Source organism: Sphingobacterium sp. UBA1897 (assembly GCF_002337775.1).
Classification (GTDB): Bacteria; Bacteroidota; Bacteroidia; order Sphingobacteriales; family Sphingobacteriaceae; genus Sphingobacterium; species Sphingobacterium siyangense.
Window position 1 is genome coordinate 22924 of record NZ_DDGR01000024.1, and the last position, 26822, is coordinate 49745.

The 26822-nt window shown below is 38.4% G+C and carries 23 protein-coding genes and 3 tRNA genes; 14 read left to right on the plus strand and 12 right to left on the minus strand.

The features are described from left to right. The first annotated feature begins 128 nt into the window (after nucleotides 1-128). The 3 genes from B4N43_RS15340 (at nucleotide 129) to B4N43_RS15350 (ending at nucleotide 2691) form a co-directional block, all read left to right on the plus strand. Nucleotides 129-743 (plus strand): tetratricopeptide repeat protein, encoded by a 615-nt coding sequence (locus B4N43_RS15340; RefSeq protein ID WP_088163361.1) that lies wholly within the window; start codon nucleotides 129-131, stop codon nucleotides 741-743. A 6-nt stretch (nucleotides 744-749) separates the two neighbouring features. After that, nucleotides 750-1817: a sensor histidine kinase gene (locus B4N43_RS15345; protein WP_088163362.1), complete on the plus strand. Its 1068-nt coding sequence runs from the start codon at nucleotides 750-752 to the stop codon at nucleotides 1815-1817. 124 nt (nucleotides 1818-1941) lie between these two features. Further along, entirely contained in the window at nucleotides 1942-2691 is a 750-nt protein-coding gene (locus B4N43_RS15350; RefSeq protein WP_201666967.1) for a LytR/AlgR family response regulator transcription factor, read from the plus strand. 129 nt (nucleotides 2692-2820) lie between these two features. Here the strand turns inward: B4N43_RS15350 and B4N43_RS15355 are convergent, their stop codons facing one another. From B4N43_RS15355 to B4N43_RS15375, 5 genes are all read right to left on the minus strand, one after another. Beyond that, a complete protein-coding gene (locus B4N43_RS15355) occupies nucleotides 2821-3288 on the minus strand; it encodes a hypothetical protein (protein ID WP_088163364.1) in 468 nt (155 codons plus the stop codon). 7 nt (nucleotides 3289-3295) lie between these two features. Then, nucleotides 3296-3772 carry a hypothetical protein gene (locus B4N43_RS15360; protein WP_088163365.1) on the minus strand — a complete coding sequence of 159 codons (477 nt, stop codon included), beginning with the start codon at nucleotides 3770-3772 and terminating at the stop codon, nucleotides 3296-3298. Nucleotides 3773-3904: 132 nt separating this feature from the next. After that, nucleotides 3905-5035: an SH3 domain-containing protein gene (locus B4N43_RS15365; protein ID WP_157698594.1), complete on the minus strand. Its 1131-nt coding sequence runs from the start codon at nucleotides 5033-5035 to the stop codon at nucleotides 3905-3907. A gap of 188 nt (nucleotides 5036-5223) precedes the next feature. Continuing rightward, nucleotides 5224-6006, minus strand: coding sequence for a CPBP family intramembrane glutamic endopeptidase (locus tag B4N43_RS15370; RefSeq protein ID WP_286735521.1), 783 nt, complete (start codon nucleotides 6004-6006; stop codon nucleotides 5224-5226). Between the two features lie 95 nt (nucleotides 6007-6101). Then, a complete protein-coding gene (locus B4N43_RS15375) occupies nucleotides 6102-6965 on the minus strand; it encodes a LytTR family DNA-binding domain-containing protein (RefSeq protein WP_088163368.1) in 864 nt (287 codons plus the stop codon). Between the two features lie 211 nt (nucleotides 6966-7176). Here B4N43_RS15375 and B4N43_RS15380 point away from each other — a divergent pair, with 211 nt between their 5' ends. From B4N43_RS15380 to B4N43_RS15400, 5 genes are all read left to right on the plus strand, one after another. Beyond that, on the plus strand, nucleotides 7177-8511 hold the full coding sequence (locus B4N43_RS15380; protein ID WP_286735522.1) for a metal-dependent hydrolase family protein: 1335 nt from the start codon (nucleotides 7177-7179) through the stop codon (nucleotides 8509-8511). A gap of 239 nt (nucleotides 8512-8750) precedes the next feature. After that, nucleotides 8751-9560, plus strand: a complete 810-nt coding sequence (locus tag B4N43_RS15385; RefSeq protein WP_075994562.1) for a hypothetical protein — start codon at nucleotides 8751-8753, stop codon at nucleotides 9558-9560. Next, nucleotides 9560-10324 carry a methyltransferase domain-containing protein gene (locus B4N43_RS15390; RefSeq protein WP_145328271.1) on the plus strand — a complete coding sequence of 255 codons (765 nt, stop codon included), beginning with the start codon at nucleotides 9560-9562 and terminating at the stop codon, nucleotides 10322-10324. The genes B4N43_RS15385 and B4N43_RS15390 overlap by 1 nt, the downstream gene beginning before the upstream one ends. Before the next feature lie 9 nt (nucleotides 10325-10333). Further along, the gene (locus B4N43_RS15395) at nucleotides 10334-12484 is read left to right on the plus strand and encodes a sensor histidine kinase (RefSeq protein WP_145328270.1); all 2151 of its coding nucleotides are present in this window, start codon (nucleotides 10334-10336) and stop codon (nucleotides 12482-12484) included. 82 nt (nucleotides 12485-12566) lie between these two features. Then, entirely contained in the window at nucleotides 12567-13652 is a 1086-nt protein-coding gene (locus B4N43_RS15400) for a hybrid sensor histidine kinase/response regulator (RefSeq protein WP_145328269.1), read from the plus strand. Between the two features lie 95 nt (nucleotides 13653-13747). Here the strand turns inward: B4N43_RS15400 and B4N43_RS15405 are convergent, their stop codons facing one another. The 4 genes from B4N43_RS15405 to B4N43_RS15420 form a co-directional block, all read right to left on the minus strand. Continuing rightward, the gene (locus B4N43_RS15405) at nucleotides 13748-14212 is read right to left on the minus strand and encodes a response regulator (protein ID WP_046673283.1); all 465 of its coding nucleotides are present in this window, start codon (nucleotides 14210-14212) and stop codon (nucleotides 13748-13750) included. 248 nt (nucleotides 14213-14460) lie between these two features. Further along, nucleotides 14461-14533: transfer RNA gene (locus B4N43_RS15410), tRNA-Lys, on the minus strand. Nucleotides 14534-14668: 135 nt separating this feature from the next. Next, entirely contained in the window at nucleotides 14669-15430 is a 762-nt protein-coding gene (locus tag B4N43_RS15415) for a carboxypeptidase-like regulatory domain-containing protein (protein ID WP_145328268.1), read from the minus strand. A 315-nt stretch (nucleotides 15431-15745) separates the two neighbouring features. Beyond that, entirely contained in the window at nucleotides 15746-18949 is a 3204-nt protein-coding gene (locus B4N43_RS15420; RefSeq protein WP_286735523.1) for a S41 family peptidase, read from the minus strand. A 535-nt stretch (nucleotides 18950-19484) separates the two neighbouring features. Here B4N43_RS15420 and B4N43_RS15425 point away from each other — a divergent pair. Continuing rightward, nucleotides 19485-20672, plus strand: coding sequence for an MFS transporter (locus tag B4N43_RS15425; RefSeq protein ID WP_088163375.1), 1188 nt, complete (start codon nucleotides 19485-19487; stop codon nucleotides 20670-20672). Between the two features lie 33 nt (nucleotides 20673-20705). Here B4N43_RS15425 and B4N43_RS15430 read toward each other — a convergent pair whose 3' ends face one another. From B4N43_RS15430 to B4N43_RS15440, 3 genes are all read right to left on the minus strand, one after another. Next, the gene (locus tag B4N43_RS15430; RefSeq protein ID WP_088163376.1) at nucleotides 20706-21380 is read right to left on the minus strand and encodes a phosphatase PAP2 family protein; all 675 of its coding nucleotides are present in this window, start codon (nucleotides 21378-21380) and stop codon (nucleotides 20706-20708) included. A gap of 178 nt (nucleotides 21381-21558) precedes the next feature. After that, nucleotides 21559-21630 (minus strand) — tRNA-Arg (locus B4N43_RS15435). 234 nt (nucleotides 21631-21864) lie between these two features. Then, nucleotides 21865-21948: transfer RNA gene (locus B4N43_RS15440), tRNA-Tyr, on the minus strand. Between the two features lie 288 nt (nucleotides 21949-22236). Here B4N43_RS15440 and B4N43_RS15445 point away from each other — a divergent pair. The 5 genes from B4N43_RS15445 to B4N43_RS15465 all read left to right on the plus strand — a co-directional run bounded on the left by B4N43_RS15445 (nucleotide 22237) and on the right by B4N43_RS15465 (nucleotide 26808). Then, nucleotides 22237-22869 (plus strand): peroxiredoxin, encoded by a 633-nt coding sequence (locus tag B4N43_RS15445; protein WP_070562738.1) that lies wholly within the window; start codon nucleotides 22237-22239, stop codon nucleotides 22867-22869. An 84-nt stretch (nucleotides 22870-22953) separates the two neighbouring features. Next, the gene (locus B4N43_RS15450; RefSeq protein WP_046673204.1) at nucleotides 22954-23268 is read left to right on the plus strand and encodes a thioredoxin family protein; all 315 of its coding nucleotides are present in this window, start codon (nucleotides 22954-22956) and stop codon (nucleotides 23266-23268) included. 4 nt (nucleotides 23269-23272) lie between these two features. Further along, on the plus strand, nucleotides 23273-23503 hold the full coding sequence (locus B4N43_RS15455; protein WP_236560329.1) for a DUF6952 family protein: 231 nt from the start codon (nucleotides 23273-23275) through the stop codon (nucleotides 23501-23503). A gap of 634 nt (nucleotides 23504-24137) precedes the next feature. Then, on the plus strand, nucleotides 24138-26591 hold the full coding sequence (locus tag B4N43_RS15460; protein WP_145328266.1) for a PIG-L family deacetylase: 2454 nt from the start codon (nucleotides 24138-24140) through the stop codon (nucleotides 26589-26591). A gap of 7 nt (nucleotides 26592-26598) precedes the next feature. After that, nucleotides 26599-26808, plus strand: coding sequence for a hypothetical protein (locus B4N43_RS15465; protein WP_070562731.1), 210 nt, complete (start codon nucleotides 26599-26601; stop codon nucleotides 26806-26808). Nucleotides 26809-26822 lie beyond the last annotated feature (14 nt).

Genomic DNA, 26822 nt, shown 5'->3' on the forward strand with positions numbered 1-26822 from the left:
CGTCGGTCCATCCAGAATTATTTCTGTTTGCAGAAAAGGATTACCAACTTCAATAACACTCAATATCAGATACATCAAACACAACAACAATAACTTAGAAAAATATTTACTACTAAAAACGAAAGATCATGAAATCATTTATTATCGCCATCATCTGCCTTATAAGCGGCAGCACATTTGCACAAAGCAATTTTGAAAAAAGTATGGGACAAGCCATGAGCCTATGGCAATCGGGTGAGACGCAGAAAGCGGCCGCTCTTTTAGAACGTATTTCACAGGCAGAAAAGGACAATTGGATTCCTGCCTATTATCAGGCCATGGTACTGACAACAGCATCCTTCAGGGAGAAAAATAAAGAGACACAGACAAAATATATACAGTCTGCAGAAGAAATACTAAACAATAGCGCCCAGGACAATAATTCAGAATGGCTTGTGCTGAAAGCGATGAACCAAACGGCATTGATGATTACAGATCCGATGACAAAAGCCAAAGAGCTTTCACCTAAGATTATAGGTCTATATAAAAAAGCCATCACCCTTGCGCCAAATAATCCACGTGCGGTATTGGGATTAGCGGAATTCCAAATAAACGCAAAAAAATATTTCAACCAGGATACCAGCAAAGAATGTGAGGATGTAAAGAAAGCACTATCTTTATTCAGTGAAGAGAAAACTACTACACCATTTGCACCTTCATGGGGCAAAGATCGGGCAGAACAGTTGATAAAAGAATGCAAATAACACTTTGTGAAAAAAGCACCATTTAAAGCTATTATACAAGCATTACTCGCAAGCTTGGTCGTAACCATCTATTTTGTGGTTGTGGCCAAACTTGACCACAATGATGTCCCTTGGATATCCATCATCTTTCATCCTAATATGGTCAGAGGTTTACTATACGGATTTTTTCTCTTTCTAGGTCATAGTTATCTATCGAAATGGGTCGGGAACAAATACCCAAGCAGTAAAGATTTTGGAAAAAAGATGATTGTTTTTTACAGTGTCAGTTTCTTCTTGACCATACTGGTCGTTTTTATTGTCAATGCTTTTTTTTCCGGACTGTTTAAACCCAGTATTGCCCAAAATTTCCCACAACGTTTCCACCAATTTATTCACCAACAACGTGTTGCATATTATTTTCAAACTGCGATGATATCTTGGTGCATTTCTATGATTTTTTTTGGATTCTATTTCTATAAAAGATTCAAAGATTATCAAATCAAAGAATCTCATCAGGAAAAACAGCAAATAACAGCACAATTTGAGTCGCTCAAAAATCAACTCGATCCACATTTTTTGTTCAACAGCCTGAATGTATTGAATGGATTAATTGAAGAAAGCCCCAAAAAGGCCAGCATGTTTACCACGGACCTTTCTAAGATATATCGCTATGTATTGGAGCAAAAAGACAAAAGCCTCGTTTCTTTACAGGATGAGCTTACTTTTTCAAGGGCCTATTTAAACCTCTTGAGTCTTCGCTTCGAAGCCGGTATACAGATCGATTTACAGATCAATGCGGAACAACATACTGGTTTTATATTACCCCTTTCCCTTCAATTACTGATCGAAAATGCAATCAAACACAATATTATTTCGGTCAGGAAGCCTCTTTTATTGAAGATTTATCGAAAAAATAATTACCTCTATGTTGAAAATAATCTTCAAAAGAAGAAAGTGCTCCATGATCATTCGGGAATCGGTCTGAAAAACATTCAGGAACGTTACGCTATACTGTCCAATTTATCTGTACATCTTCAGGAAACTGATATTTTATTTTCTGTCGGACTGCCCATCATCAATGAAATAGTCTCTTAAAAGTAACCTGTTCTTAAACAAACATGCAAGAGGTAATCGTAGCAAAACTAATAGCATAGGCACAACGATGCTCGATAAATTAAACAATACAACGGTCTGATGATCGATAAGCATGCAAAAAACAATGAAAATAGTAATTATAGAAGACGAACTCCCATCAGCTAGATTACTCCAAAGAAAACTGGAGAACCTCGGTTACACGGTAGCTGCCGTACTGCAGACTGTGGAAGAATCTATCGAATGGTTTATGTCAAATACCGAACCTGACCTACTGTTCTTGGATATTCAGCTCGCCGATGGGATTTCATTTGACATCCTTGAGCAGGTGAAGCCTAATTCGGCCATTATTTTTACCACCGCATACGATGAATATATGTTGCGGGCATTTAAACAAAATAGCATCGATTACCTCCTGAAGCCGATTGAAGATGAAGAGCTGAAAAATGCTATTGAAAAATTCCGTCAATTAAGACACCCAAAGCCACAGCTCGATCTGGCATCTTTTGAAGCTTTATTTAGAAACACTGTCCAAACATATAAGGAACGCTTTACCATCAAAATAGGCCAAAACCTAAAAGTAGTGACCACCCAGCAAATCGAATGTATTTACAGCGAAAACAAAGGCACTTACCTTTATACCAATGAAAAGGGGAACTATCTTTTGGACCAAACATTGGATGCGCTGATGCCACAACTATCCCCTAAGGATTTCTTTAGGATCAACCGAAGCACTATAGTTCAATTTGATGCTATCAAAAATATTGCTGTACATTCTAATGCCCGGTTAAAAATATACCTTAAGCATTATGAATCGGATGAGCTCATTGTTTCAAGGGAGAAAGTCACGGCCTTCAAAAACTGGCTTGACAATTAATCTAGTCCTCTCTAAAAAGTGCTTTAGCGCAATTACTTTGCAAGTGAAATAGACTATCATAAAAAATGGTCCTGTCAAGTTTAGCTTTTGGAAGGTAAACCAAGCAGATGTGGGATCCATTAATCTAAGCTACATATTGATTCGATAATTTAGCGGAATACTAAATCGAAGAGACACCGCGAACCCCTTTATCGGATTGTAATCTTTTTTTTCATTGATGGAAAATCCATAACCAAAGTCAATATCCACCAATGTGGCCAAACTCACTCCAACTTTGGGCGTAAAGGTATACGGAGTAAGCTCTGCACGAACAAAGGGAGTTAAGACATATGTTTGAGGATAATACGTTACTGCAGCCTCAGGTATCACGGCAAACTTCTTTTGTGTCCAAGTAAAGTTGGCTGTGGCATCTGCTCGGAGAATATGATCTCCTATAAAAGGAAATGCGAAATAAGCACCAGTTTTTATTATACTCCCTTTTTGAAACTGGTAGCTTAACGTCGGACCGATTAAGTGGTCTTGCGCTTTTAGGTTGCTAACTATAGCTAACAACACAACAAGTGACCCCAGGAGTTTATAAACCGTCTTACTGCGCATTTTTCAATTAATAAATATGAAAATTGAGCGGAATATTTACCCCTACTGAAACGGTAATTCCGTCAATCGGCTTAAAATTTTTCTTAGTATTGTAATCAAATCCATAACCTATTCCCAGATCCACAATAGAGAATAGACTTGCACCAACTTTTGGCGTTATGGTATAAGGTGTTAACTCTGCTTTTACAAAAGGAAAAACAACAAAATCATTTAGATAATAGGTAAACCCCAGCTCTGGAATAACAGTCGTTTTACCTTCCATCCAGCTGAAATTGGCTCCTGCATCAATTTTCATATACTGAAAATCATTAGGTGCAAATAATCCCCAACCCGAAACTTTAAGGAAATTACCACTTTGATACTGATACCCTACTGAAGGACCCCAAATCCATTTATTATGCTGTTTCCATGGCTTATCTTGTGCCATAGACAACGTGGAAAAGAGAAGAAGGATAGTAAATAACGATAATATTCTTAGTTTCATCCAGCTAAATTACAAACTATAATCTATTTTATGGAATACAACAGGTGCATGCCAGAATAGTTTTACTTAAAACAGAAAAACAATAAATATATACGCCTGCAGTAAACCAATAAAAGTATGGTTTGTGCCTGTTTAATGGGGTAATATCTTGATTCTGATAAATTGTGATCTTTCGTTCAGCGATCCTTCTTCACCCCAGTAACCGTCTACATGGTTGGCAGCAGTATAGATACAACCGTCCTTTCCCCAGAACATTAACTCTTCTTTCCAGGTTGGCATCCACTCTTTAAAACTAATAAAAAGCATCGGTGTCACCTTTCCTTGTTTCACGTGGAAGAGCTGCAGGTCGCCCGTCGATTCATAGGGGTCGGCATGCAAGGTCATCAGGTAATTTTTATCGGCAGAGAAGAATGGATAATCCCCACATTCCACAATAAGATGACCATCTTGTTTATCAAAAAGCCGCACATCAGCACTTTCCCAATAATTCCCATCAACAGCAAAAGCATTTAAAAAATCGTAATGCCCTTTATAAGAATAGCTGGCTTCTAATTCATTATCGATATCCTTATCCTTAAATGTTAGCTTTTTCCCATTTGTCAACGGCAATTCCAAAATCTTTCCATTTTTGGGATAAGACAGAGTATCCTTGATCAAGTAGTTTTTAGCCGTATTCCGAGCGGCTAAGAACGTTTGCTCATCAATCAACTCTAGCTGGAGATACTTATCTAAAGAATGTCCATTTTCGTAATACATTTCTTTACCATTTATCGTCAATGAAACGATTGAATTTAAATCTTTGGGAGAGATTGTAATTTTATCTTGTTTCCCCAGCTTGGACTTCGCTACATAGACCTTTTCCCATCGCGTTACATCACCTTTTTCGCCATTGTTCCCGCTATAATCGCGCTGGATACGATCCATTACGGCAATCCATTCTCCTTCTTCACCGATCACATCGAGCTTGGTACCATAGGGATATTTTCCTAATAGCGGGGCAGCCTTATCCGCGCCTTGTCTAAGTTCGGCTCCAGCCCGATCAACAACATAGGTATTTTTTAAAACCTTCGTCTTGTCAAAGTCAATTGGCAAAGGAGGAAATTTAGCAGCAGCCATCGTATCCTTCACAGCGACTGTTTTAAGTTCAGCAGAATCCTTTAAATCCGCACCGTTGACTTTTGTATTGTGTCCACAGCTCAAGATTCCAATGGATAACGTCGCTCCTAGGAATAAAGATAGGGGTGAAAATAGCTGTCTATTCATAAAGGTCAAGGTAGCGATTCCCATGCCAAAAAAAAATACTGGTTTTCAGGGGTTCTTCGAGATCCAATACTATTATCAAAAGCTTCATAGTTTTGGCAACCTAAATCAACGCTCATTCCAAATGTGGGCCAGATCATTTGAAGAACATATCTACAGCTATGAAGGTTCATTAAAAAAACTCCGGATTTCTAATCTTTTAGCCACAAATTTTTCCTTTCAATTTGTAGACCGCCATTTGACTTCCTTGAATGGACAATGGTCATTATGATTGCTACAATGATGGTCAAAAAGCGGAAAAAATTGCTCCATCCATTTCCGGCAGCATTGTCCGAAACATCAAAAATCATCCAAGCCGAATTCATCAAAACATGAAGTGCTATCGGTATCCAAAGGTTAAACTTCCACTCAGCATACAACCACGAAAATAGGATAGAGCCGAAGAAAGTCATACCGAAAATCAGGACCAATTCACCCAAATCCTGACTCTGATAAAGATGTAGTAAAGCAAACAGGAGTGATGTAGCTAAAATGGATGGAATAAAACCTAGTCGGGTATAGCGAAAAACTAAACCAAAAAAATAGGCACGAAAGATCATTTCTTCAAAGAATCCTGATGACACACTATTTATTAATAGCCCGTTTGGATCTATTTTCCGATTTAAGGTAAAAACAAAGGCATACCCCAAGAACATCGGTAAGGTAGCTATTATTCCAAAAGAAAGCCCCTGTAAAAAATTGCCTTTCAACCCAAATTTTTCCAAGAATTCATTCTGCCCTTTCGGTTTAAGCAGCATTGCCCCAAAAAGCAACGGTACAAGGCTAATTGAATACGTCAGTACATGCCCCAAAAATCTACTTTGGACATAGTTGATTATCATGGATTGAAGGGGCGCAAAAAACAAATAATCGAGGATAAAATATATTCCGAAGAAGAGAAATAATACCAGCAGGTTTAAACTTTTTGTGTTCATCTTTTTTTTGAACAAAATTATGCTACCCAAGACGAGTATACAAAGTTATGTGGCGTATGGCAAGATTTAGGGACGATTGACCAAAACGTGGGTGGTCAGTCCGACAAATAGGGTCTAACTGATTCTATAGCAGACCTCGAAATAACAGCACAATCTTCAGTATCTGCAAAACGTAACAAAAAACCTTGGGCATTCCCTTCCTTTACAAGGATTTTTTCAAAATTGACAAGAAAGGACCGATGACATCGGTGAATAGACATTGTATTCAACAGTTCAGATAAGCGGCTCAACGTAATTCGTACCATCTGCTTCTTTACCATGCCATCCTTCCTAAAGTAGATCATGCAATAATTATCCATCGATTTTGCAAAAATAAAATCGCTTGGCAGCAACTTTAACGGTTGATTACCATTGGGAATATCGACCAAAGCCAAATGGCAGTCATTCGCTTGACTCAATATCATAGCTGGCTTTATTGAAAGACTTTCTATCGACGATTTATTCTTTTCATGATTCGAATGACGCTTATCAACTCGAAGCAAAAAATAAATCGCTGCAATAGGGCTATAAAGTGAAAGCGTGTAACATCCAATATAGGGCAGGTTGTTCCACTGCAACGGGGCCTGATTGATGAACCAACCGTGATAGACGAAATTTAAAAAACTTGATAATAGGAACACAAGAAAAATACGAAATAGTTCTATCGCAACTGTCCCCCTTTTTTTACGCAAGACAATAGAAATTAAGGCATATGCAATGGATAAAATAGCCCCGTATCCGGATAACAAGCTAAATTTATAGGCATTCTCAAAATTATACGTTCCAAATGGCTGAAAAACCAGTAGAAATACATAAGCTGATAAGCCGAGTAAGAGGGCATAGGTGAGTAGCTCTCTTATGGAGACAATCTTGGGAATTACGATATTTAAATAATTTATAATAGATTTTTTATATATCATGATTGGATAAATTTAGCATTTTTCTTGCGATTAACAGCGTACATTACACAAAGACTTCTTCAAAAAAGGCTGGCAGAGCAAAAATTTATAGTGAAAAAATTGAAATATATTGAATTTATAATTTAACTTAGAAGATATTTTTTCAAGCACATTAGTTAGCTTGAATTAAAATTGATTTGTCATATTATATTTTAACGTAATTCTCCAAGCTATGCGTTTAGGTCAACTACTTACTTTATTTCTTTGTTCGGCTTTTGTACATGTTATCCAAGCACAGGAAAAGCAAGTTTTAATAGAAAATGTCAAACTGCTCGACTATACAACTAAAACCTTAACTCCACCAAAACATGTTTTAATAAACGGAAATACAATTCAGACCATCAGTACATCCCCTATTGACGCACAAGGAAAGAATATCGTCAGAATTGACGCTAAAGGCAAAACACTGATACCTGGATTGATTGATGTGCATGTCCATTTGGTATTTGGAGCTTTGACAATGCCTCAAATGATGACAAATGACCTATCCGAGGACTTCTTGATCAAGACGGTGGGGCTATCGGCTCAACAGATGTTAATGCGGGGTTTTACAAGTGTACGTGATGTCGGCGGCCCCATATTTCCATTAAAAGCAGCGATCGACAAGGGCAAGCTTTTAGGGCCTAGAATCTGGCCTTCTGGTGCCGTTGTAAGCCAAACTGCAGGGCATGGAGATTTTCGGACACCGGAGGAAAAATCGCGTCGTTTTTTCGGCGTTGTCTCTCGTGCGGAGCGATATGGAGCAACCTTCATCGCCGATGGTCGTGATGAGGTCCTGACGGCAGTAAGAGAGAATCTAAGATTCGGGGCAAGTCAAATTAAACTCATGGCAGGCGGAGGAACTTCTTCAGCATATGATCCTGTGGATGTCACCCAATATACGCTAGACGAAATGAAAGCAGCAGTAGATGCAGCCGAAGACTGGGGAACCTATGTCACCGTACATGCATATACGCCAAGAGCAATTCGAAGAGCGATCGAAGCTGGCGTAAAATGTATAGAGCATGGACAATTGCTCGATGAAGAAACTTTACAGCTAATTGCAGAAAAAAATATCTGGCTTAGTTTACAGAATCTTGTGGAAGATACACCCGATATGGATCCACAACGAAGAATCAAGCGTAAGCCTGTCATTGAAGGTCAAGAAAAAGTATGGCCTATGGCTAAGAAATATGGGGTAAAACTAGCTTGGGGTACAGATTTCCTTTTTGAGCCGGACCTGAATAAATTGCAGAATACTTTTATTTTGCGCCTTCAAAAGTGGTTTACAAATGCCGAAATCATTAAAATGATTACCCAAGACAATGGCGAGCTTCTGCAGCTTTCGGGATTAAGAAGTCCTTATCCTGGCAAGCTGGGAACAGTAGAAGAAGGAGCGTTGGCAGATCTAATCCTTGTAGACGGAGATCCTCTTAAGAATTTAAAACTATTGGCAGATCCTGAAAAAAACTTTCTGTTAATCATGAAAGACGGTCAGATTCATAAAAATAGCCTCCAGAAACGTTAATATTTCCAAGGTCAAATTTATTGTATATCGAAAATACAGCATATTAAGATGATAAAATGTATTTTCGATGACATCAGTTAAAAGGGGCTATTTGGGCCCTTAAAGGTGAAAAAGGAATCAAACAATTTTTACCATCACTAGGTGCAGGCGGTTGCATTACGGTATAATTTATTTGAAGAGTAAACACCTTTGCATTTAATTGATTAGTTTTGCGTTTAAACGATAAATCAAAGCATTCGGTGGCATTATTATTCAACGACGGGCGTCCAGTAGTAAGACTCAGAGCATTTCGGGCTATCGACGATCCCCAAACCTGTGAACGTTTCATAGAAGGACACGCGCACGTGTTAACTGCTATAGGCGTAAAGAAAGTAACTTCTTCCAAAAATGACTGGATGTACAATCCCGCATCATTCGTATTGATCGTAGAATCCCTAGATGGCGATAAAGTCTATGGTGGAGTACGTATACACGTATCTGGAGGGAGCGAACCACTTCCCATTGAACAAGCCACGGGAGCGATGGACGCTAAAATCTTAGACCTTGTTTATGATTATGCGCAACAGGGGACAGGTGAAGGTTGTGGCCTTTGGAACTCTAGGGAGATTGCTGGATATGGCATTGGCAGCATATTTTTGACGAGAGCTGGTGCCGCCATCAGTACACAGGTTGGCATTAAATCACTCTTTGCTTTATGTGCTCCTTACACGGTGAAATTAGCAGAAAGTGTTGGCTACCGCATTGATACAAGTGTTGGAAATAATGGCACATTCTATTATCCGAAGCTGGATCTACTGGCTACCGTAATGATTATGCGCAATCTAGACACCTTGACCGAAGCCGATCAGGAAAACAAAGATGCAATTTTGTCGCTTCGTAATAATTCCAATATTGTCCGCATAGAAACTTTACGGAATAAGGAGATTGAAATTCATTATCAAATCGATATTCCGAATCTCAATCAATGGGATTTAAATGAAATTATTAAAAATCTGAAACATACATCATTAGATCATAAATCAGATGATCGTAATTTAAATATCTTATAATGGACACTAAACATTATGGTGCCGGCTATTTAATGGATACCGGTGATTTTCTTAAACAATTAAAAATACATTCATATACTCCTTTTAATACGATTAAAGAGGGGGTTGTCGTCGATCTTGGCTGTGGAACTGGAATGGATGCCATCAATTTGGCTAATATGCTGGGCCATAATGTACTTATCGTTGGATTGGATCATGATAAGGCTTTAATCGAGCATGCCAAAACAAGCAGTGTAGAGGTAAAGAACGTCGACTTTGTTCAGGGTGAAGTTTATCAACTTAGCTTTACAGATAATTCCATTTCTGGCATTAGAATGGAGCGCGTTGTACAACATCTGCTGGAAGCGCCAAAAATGTTTGCTGAGGTCCACCGTGTTTTGCGTGAAGGTCAACCCTTAGTGATCGTTGAGACCATTTGGAACAGCCTGACGTTTTACAGCAAGCATGTTGACATTGAGGCTAAGATATGTCATTATTTGACCGAAGAAAAAGTCAACAATGGCTGGGCTGGGAATAAATTAACTTCAGATCTATTGACTCAAGGCTTTAAACAAGTTCAATTGCAAACATTCTGTATGGTAGCCCGTTCGAAAGAAGAGGCCAACCGCTATCTATTCTTAGATAAAATTCTTCTGGAGATGGTCGAAAAAGAGAAGTTAAGTACAGCTGAAATGGAGGAATTTCAAAATACATTGGATCAAGCTGATGAAGCGGGTTGTTTCCTTGTTTCTATGAATTTAGTTATTGCCGAAGCAAAAAAATAGCATATAGTGATGAAATGCTGGCTTAACTTAGTCTTCTTATTTATTTTTACATGCAGTTCAACTTGTTTTGGAGAGGTTATTATCGATAAACCGACACAGCGTGTATTGATCGGATATGGTCTGGAGCGTTATACCGGGAAAGGAGAGCCTAACTTTGCAGATACTTCGGCTTCCTCCTTTCAATCGTTAGAAAGCAAGGTCCCCAATTTGGGCATATCACCCGCTGACATCTGGTTTCGATTGCCCGTAACAAACAAGGGCAAAGAAAAGCTTGAACTCTTGCTCGAAATCGCCTATCCCCTCTTGGATGAGGTCGAACTTTTTGTACCGTCATCAAACGGGCATTATAACTCGATCAAGCTGGGCGAACATCAATCTTTTTCGGCGAGAAAATATAAGGTCCCTAATTATGCATTCGACATTCAATTACCTGGGAATGAGAAGACCATCTTTTTTCTTCGCATAAAAAGTACGGAACAGATTATTCTCCCGATCTATTTAAGTAACGAGCGTAGTTTCTTAAAAGAGATGAATGATGACAGTTTGTTAAGTGGCATCTATATTGGTATTGTCGGCATTATGGCGATATACAATTTATTCCTGTTTTTTTCTGTTCGTGAAAGAGGCTATCTGTATTATGTCCTTTATGTACTTTGTGCAGGAATAACACAAATGGGGATTAAAGGTTACAGTTTTCAATATTTGTGGCCAAATTGGACTTATTTTGCAACAAAGGGTCCTATTATCTTTGGCTGTTTATCAGGCTTATGCGCCCTGCTTTTTGCAGATTCATTTCTTCAATTGCCGAAAAATGCTCCTCGGTCAAGACGTGTGATTACTGTTTTTATCATCCTTTTTGTCATTGGCAGCCTTCTTACACTGCTCAACCTGACGCAACCAGCGTTCATGGTTATGCAGCTGACAACAGGAGCGGGGTCTTTATTTGTCCTTTACTTATCCTATCGTGTGATGATAAATGGTTATAAACCGGCTAAATATTTTGTTTACGGTTGGACAATTTTATTATTAGGTTCTGTCGTGTTTTTACTGAAAGACTATGGCATCTTAAAATATAACGATTTTACGAGCAATGCTGTACAAATTGCATCTGTTGTAGAGATGGCCTTATTGTCCTTCGGTCTAGCCTATAGTATCAATATTTTAAAAGAAGAAAAAGAAGCATCACAAGTCAGAGAATTAGCAATCTCATTAGAAAACGAGAAGTTAATACGTGAACAAAATATTGTATTGGAACAAAAAGTAGATGAGCGGACACGTGAATTAACAGAATCTAATGAGTCTCTACAAACCACTCTTACTCACTTAAAGGAAACGCAATCTCAACTTGTCGAGGCTGAGAAGATGGCCTCCCTTGGTCAATTGACTGCTGGGGTTGCACATGAGATCAACAACCCAATCAACTTTGTTACGTCTAATGTCGCTCCGCTAAAACGTGATATTAAGATGATCTGGGAAACGCTGGAGGAAGTAGAGCGTATCGCTTTTAAAGAGGGGCTATCCGATACTGAAAAGCAATCTCAGATCAAAAAATTCAAAGATGACCAGGATATCGATTATCTGAAAACAGAAGTAGATTTTCTATTAAAGGGGATGCATGATGGGGCCCATCGGACTGCCGAAATAGTAAAGAGTTTGCGGATCTTCTCGCGCGTAGACGAGGATACATTAAAATTTGCAGATTTAAATGAGGGGCTCGAGTCAACAATGGTTATCCTCAATAGCTTATTAAATAACACGATTGAAGTTGATAAGATCTATGGCGATATGCCAAAGGTCGAATGTCATGCCGGAAAACTTAATCAAGTCTTTTTGAATATCGTGACAAATGCTATTTACGCCGTAAATAAAAAGTTTAATCACGATGTTGGCGGTAAAATATGCATTGAAACCGGAGTTCAGGAGGATAATACAGCTGTGTTTATCAAAATCGCAGACAATGGTATCGGTATTCCAAAAGAAATCCATGAACGGATATTTGAACCATTTTTTACAACGAAAGACGTTGGCGAAGGTACTGGTTTGGGAATGTCCATTGCCTATAATACCATTGCGAAACATCATGGTAAGATTATTGTAGATTCAGAAGTGGGAAAGGGCACAAGTTTTACACTCCTCATTCCAATTCAACAAAACAATTAATACCGCTATAAACTGAAAATAGTTCAATTAACTATTATTTTTTCATATCTTTTGTAAGGGAATAAAACCATATAATAAAATTATGCAGAGGGAGCTTGAAATATTATATATCGATGACGAAGTAAACAATTTGGTTAGCTTTAAAGCGAACTTTAGATACGATTACGCTATCCATACAGCATCCAATACGAGTGAGGCCGAAACGATCCTTCATGCTCATCCTGATATCCGTATTATCTTCTGTGACCAACGTATGCCGGATGAGATGGGCATCGATTTTTTGCACCGCATTAAAAAAGATTTTCCAAAACCAATCCGTATTCTTTTAACGGCTTATGCCAATATGGAAACTGTAATTGATGCAGTTAATAAGGGCCATATTTTTAGATTTGTCCGAAAACCCTGGATGAATGAAGAAATCGTTTCCGCTATAGAAGAAGCAAATAAATTTTATGTTGCAAACTCTATGCTAGAAGTTAAGAATCAAGAGCTGCAAAAAGCTTATGATGAATTAGATAAATTCGCATATAGTGTTAGTCATGATCTTCGTGATCCATTGACAGGGGTTCTTTCTGCGGTGAAACTTGGGTTAGAATTTGACAGCATAGATCGTATTCATGAGTTGTTATCACTAATGGATAGTTCATTGGTCAGCTTAGATGCTTATATTGACAGTCTGCGAGACTATTATCTCTTACGAAGAGGCGAACTTATGTTGTCAGCCATAAATTTCGAAGATCTCTTTGATAATATCCGTCAGTTTTACAGTATGTACACGCAAAATAAAGATGTTGCTTTTGAAATTTCAGTGGATCAAAAAGAGATCTTTAGCGGAGACAAAGCTCTTCTAGAATTAATTTTGCATAATCTTCTTTCTAATGCGTTTAAATACCAACGTAAAGGGCAGGAAAACCAGTACGTCAAACTCTCCGTATTCGTATCAGAACGTAAAGCCAAAATTATTGTGAGTGACAACGGAATAGGCATATCTCCAGAGTATGTTGAAGATATCTTTAAATTATTCTTTAGAGCAAGTGATCAAGCTAAGGGCATGGGATTTGGGCTCTATAATGTTCAGAACGCACTCTTAAAACTACAGGGGAAAATTGAAGTGCAATCACAACCAAATCAGGGCACAACCTTTACAGTCATTATACCGAGCAAATAAGGCCTCTCACTTTCTGCAATCCTATGCGATTGCAGCGAAGAGTATTACAAACAGACATTTTAAATAAAAGTTGACTTTCCTAAAATTACAATCTTTTAGGAAAGTAGCTTTTGTCGCAGCAGAAACTCCAACTGATCATTTGAAGTCTCAAGCTGAGAATTAGTCTCCACAATCTTTTGACGCTCAGCATAGACATCATAAGCGCGTTGAATCGTTTGATCGAGCTCCTCTTCACTCCACGGCTTATTGAGGTAATGAAAGATTTTTCCTTTATTGACAGCATCAACGACGGCTGCCATATCTGTATACCCTGTCAAAAGGATACGCATTGGGGCTGCATTGATCTTAATAATCTCTTCCAAAAACTCTACACCGGTCATTTCCGGCATCCGTTGATCAGTAATGATAATATGTATTTGGTTGTTTTTGACAATATCGATTGCATCGGCACCACTAATTGCCGTAAACACTTTATACTTTAGTCGAAATGTCGCTTTAAAAGAAAACAGATTGTTTTCTTCGTCGTCAACGTACAATATCGAAATCTTCTTGTCTTCCATAAGCTTATCGTCTGAAATACAAATTTACATAATAAATTCGCTGAATTAATAACAGATTAAAGAGTTTTATGTTTTCCTAGCAGAAATAATACCTGATCTCTGATAAAATAATGGATTAGTTATCCGAAAATTATAGCATCAGACTCCGGAAAAACGATTTAAAGTTAATATTTCCACAACGGTAATAATCCAACTTGTATTAGGCACAAAAAAGCCATCCTACTTACGTAAAACGGCTTTTTTGAAAGTGACCCCGCTGAGGCTCGAACTCAGGACCCACAGATTAAGAGTCTGTTGCTCTACCAACTGAGCTACGAAGTCATTCGATAATCCAAATGTAAGGTTCACCGTAGAAAAAGTCAAGTGGAAAAGAATATTTTTTTGACTTTTATGACATTCAAGCGAGATTTTTGGCAGTTGCTCGATAAAAAAACAGACCAAAATAAGACCATCAAACTATTTATTCTTTCGCCCTATATTGCCATGTGTTCCCACTACAGCGATCTTTCCCATAATCATTGGCTTAACTTCCATTTCTATTGGTTTATCCAGTTGCATTTTACTCCCTTTTTTGAATGGAATCACAACAGTTTTATAGCCAAGCATCTGTGCACGGAGCTCTTGGTTTACCCGAAACAAAGATTGCGGTACCCAAAGCTGAAAATTTCCATTTTCATCCACTTTCGTACGATAATTTCCTAAGGATACCTCTGTGCCCACCATGCTTACATCGCTTCCAGCACAAACAACTTTACCTTTTATACTTACTTTAGTACTATCACGGCTTCCCTTTAACGCTGAATTATCATTTGTTGATGAGTTGCCCCAATCTTGCTTCTTTATCTGATCATTTTTCGTTTTTGTTTGGACAACGACAACTTCTCCAGTCAGTTTGTTTTGTGCTTGAGCAGCATGAAAACTCAAGGATCCAACCAATAGGAGGCCCGCAGCAATGCCTGTCCATCTACCTTGCCAAATGGGGTTTTTAGAAAAAGAAATAGTGGCATCCAATTCGCGCATCAACTGATCTTCATAAAATCGACCACATAACCCCCTACTGGCTTTTTTTATTTGATCCACAATTTCCTGATCATTCATCTGTGAAAAATCAACAACCATCTTCTCACATTGACCACAGAAACGGCCTTGTTCTTGTGGCGTCATCTTACCCCAATCTGCAGAGCAAGATTCTTTTACCTGTAATACAATCTTTTCCATATTGCCTTATATTTTCAGAAGGGATGCAGGAAAATCACCAATTTCATAACGAAACAGCGCACAAAACTATTAAATACTGATAAACAGGAGATTAAAAAAAATGAAACCATTTAAAACCGTCTATTAACTTCCACAGAGCAAAGGGTGGGACCAAATGAAGTAAATGAACCGAATGAGGTAAATCATACGCTGAAGGGTAATAAATAGCAAAAATTAGAAGATCGTATTCATAAAAACATGAGACGTTAAAAAAATAGGCTGTCCAACAAAAGTTGGACAGCCTATTTTCAGTAAGTAATTCTAACTGTTACTTCCCTATTTGATATTGTCAAGAATTTCCTTTATTGCTCTTTCCAATTGCGGATCTTTATTTTCCATCCGATCTTGTACTGTATTTTTTACAAGAATATCGGGGGCAACTCCGGTTTGCTCGAGATCCTGACCATCAAGCGTATAACATCCCCAAGACGGAAGTCGATAGTTTGATCCGTCGACTAAGCCTTTAGCAGAAGTAAAAATAATCCAACGATAGGTCTCATTACCGATGATTTTCCCCAATTTAAGGGCTTTAAAGCCCGCAGCGGTCATTTCAGCATCGCTCAGCGATTGCTCATTAATCAATAAAACAATAGGTTTGGCAGATGGTGCAAAATTACTTTGTGGCGCACGTTTACCACCTCGGTATTGCCATTGTAAGTAAGGGCGTTGTGACAGGAATCGTAAAACTTCATCGTGCACATTTCCGCCTGTATTATACCGTAAATCTAAAATAATCCCTTGTTTGTTATTCTCCTGTTCAGCCATGTCGATCAAGAACCGCTGTAACTCAGTATCCGACATATTTTTCATGTGTGAATACGCTATCTTATTGCTACTCAACTGATCAACTCGGCTTCGGTTATCTCTAATCCATTGGTCGTAGAGGAGGTCTCTAAACACAGCGCTTGATACCGGACGAATGTTTGTCTGAATTTCCTTGCCATTACGATTCAAGGTCAATTGGATTTCTTCTTCCAGTGAAGGCCAAGTAAAATAACTATCGCGGTCTGCCTGCGTATTCAATTTTGTTCCATTAATCGCCATGAGAATATCACCCGCGTGAATATCGGCCTCTTTCTTTGCTGCGGGGCCATTCGGAACAATATAGCTAATCTTATAAGGGTTGCTTGTATCATAGATCACACCGATTTCATTCGTTACAAAACCAAACGGCTTACGTTCTTCCTGCCCCATAGAACTGAACCCCAAATGTGACGAATTGAGTTCGCCCAACATATCATTTAAGAGGATGCGCAAATCTGTCCTATCGTTGATACCTGGAAGATATTTCTCATATTTCTTTTTAACAGCGGTCCAATCTACACCATGGAAATTGCTATCGTAGAAATTCTCCTCCAGATTGGCCCATGTCTCATAAAACATCTGATTGAACTCTTTCTCAAGATCCCGATTGAATTTAAAACTCATGGTGACCGCATCAAGCTTATTCAAGTCAAGATTATATTTCTGAATTGTTCCTCGGGTCAGCACGAAGTACTTGCCTGCAGACTCTACAAATTGCCCCATACCTCCATCTGTGACTTTTTCGGTTTTGGCTGGTGTAAATAACTCATATACGGTACGATATGTACTATATTTTCCTTCATGATTGGAAGCATAGAACAAATAGGATTTATCCCCTTTTTGTATCACCAAAGGATCAGATTGTGTTCCAAATGCTGGACTGACTTGCTCAATTCGGTCACGCAATCCTTCTAAATCCAATTGGACCAAAACAGCTTTCTTTGCTTCGGCTGCTGGTGTTGCGGTTAACTTTACCTTGTCGGCATCATTTTTCTTCTTATCCTTAGCAGCATCTTCCTTCTTAGTTGCACCAGTTTTATTTACTGTCGTATCTTTCTTTTCAGGTGTTACAAATAATTCATCAAACTTTGCGCTACGATAAGGTTGGTCAAAGTTAGTCAATGCCATTCGGAAAATGCTTGAGTTTTGCATACCAGTAGGATAAGAAGGTTTAGTCCTATTACTCGCAAAATAAATGTATTTACCATCAGGAGACCAATATGGTGCTGCTTCTGTAACACCTGTATTTGTCAAATTAGTCGTTTGCTTATTTTTCAGGTTATACACAAAAATATCCTGTTCAAAATTGCGTATAGCCGTGAATAAAAGATAATTTCCATCGGGAGAAAATGAGGGCGAAGAATTTTGAAATGCCCAGATTTCATCTCTAACTACTGTTTGGCTCTTCAAACTTGTCAAATCCAATAGACGAACTTCATCACGTCCGCTGAGATATACCGCTTTTGTTTTATCCCCATTGAATGTAATATCCCGATTGTTACGCAGATCTTGTGTCAATTGTTTTACCTCTCCTTTACCGTCTGCTGTACGTGAAAACCAGTTCTGATACCCTTGATGCGTTTGACTATAGAGCAATGTTTTACTGTCTTTAAGCCATTTAACTTCCATGATGCGCTCCCCTTGACTAGGCATCTGACGAACAAACTTTCCTTCGATATCCGAAACGAACAATTCCCCACGGGATACAAATGCCATCTTTTTCCCGTCCGGTGAAACGTCGAAATTACTGATGTTACCTGAAATATTGAACTCCTTCAGCTTTCCTAGGACCTGATTACGGTTAAGTGCGATGCTGGGCTGCATGGTTTTCTTTCCATTGACATCGTAAATATAAAGCTGGTACCCCTTTTCAAAAGCGATCTTACTACCATCTGCCGCGACAAACGGACGTTTGATTGATTCTGGGAAAGAGGTCAATTGGGTTTTCGCTTTTCCAGCTATTTGATAAAGATTGTATTCACCATTGCTTTCGTCGGACACATAGAATATGTTTCCTTTCTGGTCTACTGTCGGCCAAAAATCCTTACCTATATAATCTGTATACTGTTGAAAAGCTTTTGTTTTGGGATTATAGGACTTTATATCCGGATTGAAAGCACCTTTATATCGCTTGCGGTTGGCCGAGCTATAGCCTTCCCAGCTGTCATTGAATAATAATTCTCCTGAAGGTGTTGGCACCACATTACTGATATAATTAAAGACATGAGGAAACAACCTTGTTGCCGTTCCGCCATCCAAAGCGACTTGATAAGCACTCATTCTATTGTAACGCGATGACGTAAAATAAAGCGTCTTGCTATCCCAGCTCCAGCTGTCTACTTCATCCGAAGCATCGTGCGATGTAAGCTGTCGTATATCTCCACCAGCCAAAGGCATCACATAGACGTCCATGTTACCATTTTGATTGGCCGAGAAAGCCAACCATTTTCCATCAGGGGAAATTCGTGGATTGATCTCATTTCCTTCCATTCCTGTCAGCCGAACTGCAACACCACCCTGGCTCCCTACTTTCCAAAGGTCACCTTCGTAACTAAAAACCATTTCCTTACCATCGGGACTCAATGTCGGATGGGACAAAAATGTGGGTTGTTGGGCAATAACACAGGTTGTTCCAGCATAGGCTAGAACTGTACTTAAGATTAGTTTTTTTATCATGTTATCTAGGAGGCTAATAATTGTTTGCCAATACAAAGGTAGAATAGGTATTGAACAAACCACTATGAAATCGTGAAGAATTTATATTTCTTCACGATTTCAGCATTTGATTGTAAGCCTTTCCTCCCTATTTCATTGGTATTTATTTTCTAATGAAGTAGAAGTTCCCACTTGGCCTATTTTTGACTTCCGCAACTAATATCTTCTTAACTTGAAGCATGCTTGAAATAGACTGAAACAAATGTGTCTCTTTCCGGTTTTTATACAAGGAATGGTTATGCAAAGTATATCACATTGAATACATATGTTTTAGCCGAATTCAAAAAAGGACAACGTACTATTTTCTTACCAGAAGATTGCAAGAGAAGATAATTATCACAACAATAGCATATAATTATAAGCAAGCCGATAAACAATTTAAATATAGGCATATTTCTGTATCCCTATTGCAACCCAAAAGTTGAAATATTTTTTGAATCATTATATTTTTTAATGGGATACTTATCCTTAACTTTGCACCCTCAAATCAGAAACTATGGAAGCAACGTTAACTCACTCAGAAGAAGATCTTTATAACAAACGAAATCGCATAAGAATCGCGGTATCACTTTTCTTTTTTTGCCAAGGGATCGCGTTTGCATCTTGGGCAAGTCGAATTCCTGTTATTAAAGCTCATCTCCATTTAAGTGAGGGGCAATTGGGTACAATTTTATTAATGCTTCCTGTTGGGCAGCTTGCAACAATGGCTCTCTCAGGAAAGCTGGTCACAAAATATGGCAGTGCAAGTGTTTTGCGTATTGTACCTATCGCTTACACCTTGGTCCTGTGCTCCATCCCCTTCGCACAGAATGCCTGGCAGTTGGGAGGCATATTATTTCTGTTTGGTGTCACTGGCAATATGTGTAATATTTCCGTTAACACGCAAGGCGTTGCAACTGAGCAGATTTTCAAAAAATCAATAATGACTTCTTTTCATGGGGCCTGGAGCATCGCTGGCTTCACAGGCGCACTAGTTGGCTTGTTAACGATGAATTTGGGTCTGAACACCTTTTATCATTTTTTAATCATATTAGTCATTGTCACAGCAAATACACTAATCAACCAAAAGTATCTGGTTCCGGGCAAATCTCCTCAAAAGGAAAAGCGTAGTTTTTTCTCTAAACCAGAAGGTGGCTTACTTCAACTCGGCATTATCGGATTTTTCAGCATGGCAACAGAAGGGGCAATGTTTGACTGGAGTGGGGTCTATTTCAAAGAGATCGTTCAAGCTCCTGAAAAATTTGTTGTCGTTGGCTACGCGTCTTTTATGATTATGATGGCCACTGGGCGCTTTGTTGGTGATGCTGTCATTCGCAAATTAGGGAGAAAAAGAACCCTGCAATACAGTGGCCTCCTGATGTTCGTCGGAATGATGACATCGGTTATCTTCCCCGAATTTATCATCTGTACCCTAGCCTTTATGTTGGTAGGTATGGGTGTGGCCTGTAACGTCCCATCTATCTATAGCATTGCTGGGCAGAACAAAAATGTACCATCTGGAGTAGCCTTAGCCATGGTTTCAAGCATCAGTTACCTGGGCTTCTTAATGGGACCGCCTTTAATTGGATATATTGCTGAAGCTTTTAGCCTACGCTATTCCTACGGTGTTTTTGCCTGTTTCGGCCTATTGATGTTTGTGATGGTTGGGCGATTATCTTTATTTAAAGAAACACGCGTAGCCTAATCTATCAACGCACATGTTTACCGAATTTGCACTTTAGATTTTGACCTGAAGAAATCTCAGGCCAAATGACATGCGTTTACTTCTTAAAACATAAGGCATTGCAAGTAAATAAAAACAAGCTGTACTGGTTCCTAAAATCGATCCAAACCATACATCTTCTACAAAATGCTGGCCCAAATACACCCGAGAATAGCCCGTTAATACAGCAAGAACAAATAAAATTATACCAAAAGCCCTATTTTTTGAGATAATGGCTAACGTAGCTGCCATCGCAAAGGCCGACGTTGTATGTCCAGAAGGGAAAGAGTTAAAGTGCGCTACACGCAACCAAGAAACAACATGGAATGTTGGGTCTCCATGAAATACCGTTGCCGGTCTATCGGCATCGAAAAGGTTTTTCAATACACAACAGATCAGCCCTGAAAAGATATAAGTCCCGAGGATAGCTCGAGCAAAATTCCACTGCTGTGTACAGCAGTAAGCAATAAAAACACCTATAACAAAAAGACCATCTCCAAAATAGGTCTGTATTGTAAAAAGAATATCGGCCCAAAATGCATGACGTGTATTCACAAAATGGAATGAATCTCCCTTCGGTATAAATACAACTATAGCTGTCATTAAGGCCATCCAAATGGCAAAACAAACAAAAAAAGCAGGATTAGCTGCATATACCTTTCTAAATTGGTATAATAAAAATTTTCCCATTCAATCTATGTTACAGAATTACAGGCCAAAAGTAAAATTGCTGTATGTGTAAATAATGATCCGAAAGTAAACATTCTATTAAAAATTTACAATTCTATTACGCATTTATTTTGATAAGAAAAGAAAAACTATTAAACACTAAACAAAAAAAGCGATGGAAATCCATCGCTTTTCTCAGTAGCCCCGAGCAGAATCGAACTGCTATCAAATGTTTAGGAAACATCTATTCTATCCGTTGAACTACGGGGCCTTTTCAGAAGCCAAACTTAGGTTTATTTTATATATAAGTCAATAGCTAGTCTAAAATCCTGTTATATTTTTTTCAAAAAGAGAGGTAACCCCTGTATAGACTGGTTATACTAAAGCCATTAACATCCACAATAGCAAAAAATCTATATTAAAGCCGTTTCATGTACGATGGAATAGTCCCGAACAAACGCAAATTTAGAACCTGAAAGATAAACTGGATTTAGAAAATGAAAAATGGTGGAGGGAGAAGGATTCGAACCTTCGAAGCCGAAGCAACGGATTTACAGTCCGTCCCATTTGACCGCTCTGGAACCCCTCCAGCATTGTGTTGTTCTAGAATTGAACGTCGCAAAAGTAGCTTTTGATTTGCAAAACTGCAATTATTTTAGGCCATAAATTTGTAACTACCGCAGTATTAATTCATTTATTTTCAAGAAACATTCAAATGATCTGTTCATCATGAGATCAAGTTATCATTATTATAATAAAAACTTATTGTTATAATCTAGTCATAATAGATTTTGACGATAGTGTATTGGTAAAATCAATTCGCTTTTTGCATCGAGTTGCTGTATCTTTGTGTCAACAAAAAAAAGAAAGATATATTATGAGTTTCACAGGTAAAAGTTTTCCAAGCATTACAGTAGATGCAATTGATTATTTAGGCGACAATTTACAAATCAACATTTTTGAAAAAGCAGTTAAAGAAGGTAAAAAAGTGCTTTTATTTTGGTATCCAAAAGATTTCACTTTCGTATGTCCTACTGAATTGCACGCTTTCCAAGAAGCAGCTGCTGAATTTGAAAAACGCAATACAGTCTTAATCGGCGCTTCTTGCGATACAAATGAAGTACACTTTGCCTGGTTAAACACAGCAAAAGATAACGGTGGAATTGAAGGTGTTGAATATCCTCTTTTGGCAGACACCAACCGTAACTTATCAAGTATATTGGGAATCTTAGATGTTCAAGAAGTTGAACACCCTGAATACGGAACATTGGCTCAAGGTTCTGCGGTTACTTATAGAGCAACTTACTTGATCGATGAAACTGGCCGTGTATTCCATGAATCAGTAAACGACATGCCTTTGGGCCGTAACGTTAAAGAATATTTACGTTTGATCGACGCTTACGCTCACGTTCAGAAATTTGGCGAAGTGTGTCCTGCAAACTGGGAAGAAGGTAAAGATGCCATGAACGCAGATAGAAAAGGTGTAGCTGATTATTTAGCGAAACACTAACAATACAAGACCACAGTGTCTTATCAACAGGAGCTTTTCCCGGCTCCTGTTGATTTCTCCAACAATCACCTTAATAATAAAATCATGTTACAAGAATTAGAAAACGATAATTTACAAGAAATTGTAAACAATAACGATATTGTGATGGTTCAGTACTCTGCCACTTGGTGCGGTAACTGCAAAATCATGAAACCAAAATTCAAAAAACTGGCTGGCGAAAATGATAGCGTACCTTTTGTTATTGCTGATGCAGAAAAATTTCCTGAATCCCGCAAACTGGCAAATGTCAATAACCTACCCACTTTTGCCGCTTTTAAGAACGGTAAATTAGTCAATCAGGTACAAACAAATAAGTTAGACGCATTAGTAGAATTATTCAATGAAACTACCAGTAATTAAGCATTTGACAGAGTTCATCGAGCAGAATGATGTAGATTATGTCCTGGAAACAATCGAGACACTGGAAGCATTAACCGAAGCTCCTTTAAAGGATGAAGAACTTGACGTTCTTGGTGAATTGATTTCAAACCTATACGGAGCTGTAGAGGTTGATAAATTAATTAAAGAAGGTAACTCAAAAAAAGACGCGTTAAATATGTTTATGAAGCGTGTTCTAGGTGCTATTGATAAATAGTCTTTGCAAAAAAGCATTCGTGTGAAACTTTCTTTAAAGGTTGTTCCTGTCGTTTTTGAGCATTTGAAGCATAAAAACTAACATCAATTGAAATTTGTCAAACAAATATGCAATTGGATTTAGACCAATCCAGATTTTTTTTAAGGTAGTGGAGAATCTATCTTACCCTAAAGATCGTTGTATTGCAGCATCTTAAACGCATGACGCCTATATATTATATGTTTTCCAAAAGCTAAAATGTTGACAAAATTTAGCAATGTGGAAAACTAATTAAAGTAATCTAACAGAACTAAATATTTTCTACATATATTTACTATGTTAAAGGTTGCCACTTGGAGCGAAGCGACAAAATAACTATTCTCTAAAAATTCGTTTCAGGAAAAAATATTTTAATTGTTAAACGGAAATTCCAAATTGATTGGGATTTCCGTTTTTTATTTATACCTCTGTTTTACCTTTCAACGATCGATCCCTTTACCTCTTCGCTAAATATTGACCTAAGTTGAATCAGGTTAATGGTTAATATCCGTAAGTCAAAGCAATAAACCAACGTCATAAACACGCTACTTAAAGACTGTCAATAAAATTACAATCTCCAACAATCCGTTGTTCATCAAAATCTTTATCTTTAAACATGCGAAGACCTTTTCTCTCTGTTATTATTATTTTGGCTGGTATCTTGTCAACTTCAATCGTTAAAGCACAGAATCCACAGTGGAATGCTGCTGAAATTAAAGTTAATCTAGAAAAACTGAACGTGTTGGGCTCAGTCCTTTATTTTGCGGCACATCCGGATGATGAAAATACCCGGCTAATCGCTTGGCTAGCTCAGGAAAAAAAATATAAAACAGGTTATTTATCCCTAACTCGAGGTGACGGCGGACAAAACCTCATCGGAACAGAACAAGGTATTGAACTTGGATTGATTCGAACGCAGGAATTACTGGCTGCTCGAAAAATCGATAAGGGTGAGCAATTTTTTTCCTCAGCATATGATTTTGGATTCTCAAAGACTCCAGAAGAAACTTTCGAATTCTGGGATAAACAGCGTGTTCTTCGCGAAGCCGTATGGATTATCCGCAAATTTAGACCCGATGTCATCATCACACGTTTTCCTCCAGATCCAAGGGGTGGACATGGTCATCATCAAGCTTCCGCCATTCTAGCACATGAAGCCTTTAAAGCTGCTGCTGATCCGAATCAATTTCCAGAGCAACTTCAATTTGTACGCCCCTGGAAAGCTAAACGCTTGCTTTGGAATACAGCTAACTTCGGAGGTCAAAACAATACACGTGAAGATCAGTTAAAAATAGATATCGGGGATTACAATTCTCTTCTAGGAGCCTCTTATGGAGAAATTGCCGCACACAGCCGTTCATCACACAAAAGCCAAGGCTTTGGTTCGGCAAGCCAACGTGGCTCATCAATCGAATACTTTGAGTATGTAGACGGTGCACCTGCAAAAAATACACTCTTGGATGGAGTTGACACCTCATGGAAAAGAATTCAAAACGGCAGTAAAGTTGAGTCCTTAATTGACCACATCAATCAAACATATCAAATTGATAAACCCGAATTGATCATTGCTGAATTGATCCAACTGTACAAAGCACTGGATCAAATTGATGATGAATACTGGAAAACTGAAAAGAAAAAAGAGGTTGAAAAACTAATTCTTGCCTGTGGTGGAATTTGGTTCGAAAGTATCGCTAAAAATCCATCCTATGCCTTGGAAGATCAGATCAAAGTAGAACATTCCATTATTGTTCGACGTCCAAATGTAACCGTTGAGCTGACCCAAATAAATGGAAATAGCATTCATGAAACACTAAAAATAAACAAGCTACAAAGAGACTCGGTTCTTATACATGCCGACAGGACGACACAACCATACTGGTTGATTGATCCACATGGAAAAGGCAAATTTAATGTCAGTGATTTTAACCTGACTGGCTATCCAGAAAACCCCTATGCTCCAGAGGTATCATTTCAACTCCGGATCAATGGTGAAAATATCACACTCAGTCAGCCCATAAAATATAAATATACCGATCCTGTTCGTGGCGAAATCTACGACCCCATTGTGATCGTCCCACAGTTGACGGCAAAAAGTTCCAGCCCTTTGGCACTTACACAAAATGCCCACATTGTCAAAATGAATCTGACTTTTCAGAAAAACGGACAAGCAAACACAACCACATTTAACGTCAGACCGAATGTACCTAAAGGCTGGGAAGTTTCACCGGCATCTTTTGACCTATCTTTTGACAAAGGCGAACGTACAATTTCCAAAGAGATCAGCATAAAACCATCAGATGCTTCTAAATCTTCCATTGATACCCTGGACTTCCTCTTAGCAAACAAAGAGCACTTAAAAGAGATAAAATCCATCGATTACAATCATATACCTAATATTGTTTATTTCCCAGATGTCGCTATAAAAATGAGCAATGTCAACCTGATCAACGACATAAAGAAAGTGGCATACATCCATGGGGCAGGGGATCTAATTCCGGAGTCGCTGGCGGCCATTGGTATTAAAGTCGATGTATTAAGTAACGAACAGGCATTAAAAGCAGATCTCTCTAGCTACGATGCTGTAATCTTGGGTGTACGAATATTCAACGTCAACAAGCAAATTGCACAGCTCCAAAACAGACTACTTGCGTATGTGAACATGGGTGGAACGGTCCTGGAACAGTACAATGTAAACAATGGACTGTTCTCAAAAAACTTTGGCCCTTTTCCTTTTAGCATCGGCAGAAGCCGTGTAACAGACGAACTTGCAACGGTACATTTCGATAAAAATGACCCGATTTTTAATTACCCGAACAAGATCAGCGAAGCTGACTTCGAACACTGGGTGCAGGAGCGGGGACTCTACTTTGCGGAAGATATCGATAAAAAGTACCGCACCCCGATCACCATGCAAGATCCCGGCGAACCGTTACATAATGGCTCATTACTCATTGCTCAATATGGAAAAGGTAAATTTGTTTATACATCTTTGTCTTTTTTCAGACAATTGCCTGCCGGGATTCCCGGAGCTTACAGATTATTCGTAAATTTGCTATCAAAATCAAAATAATATAATAATGGAAAATCAGATTGACAACAGCTGCACGACAATTGATGCTGGCAAAGCAAAAGGAATCATTCTTTTAGTTGCTGTAGTATTTGGTGCATTAATTGGATTCACTGCAAACGAGACATTTTTAAGCATCTTTGGAGGTGCTATTGTCGGATTGATTATCGCTGCTATTTTTAATAGCGTTATTTATCCTCAAAAGCCTTCAGATAGATAAGAAAGATGAATAGC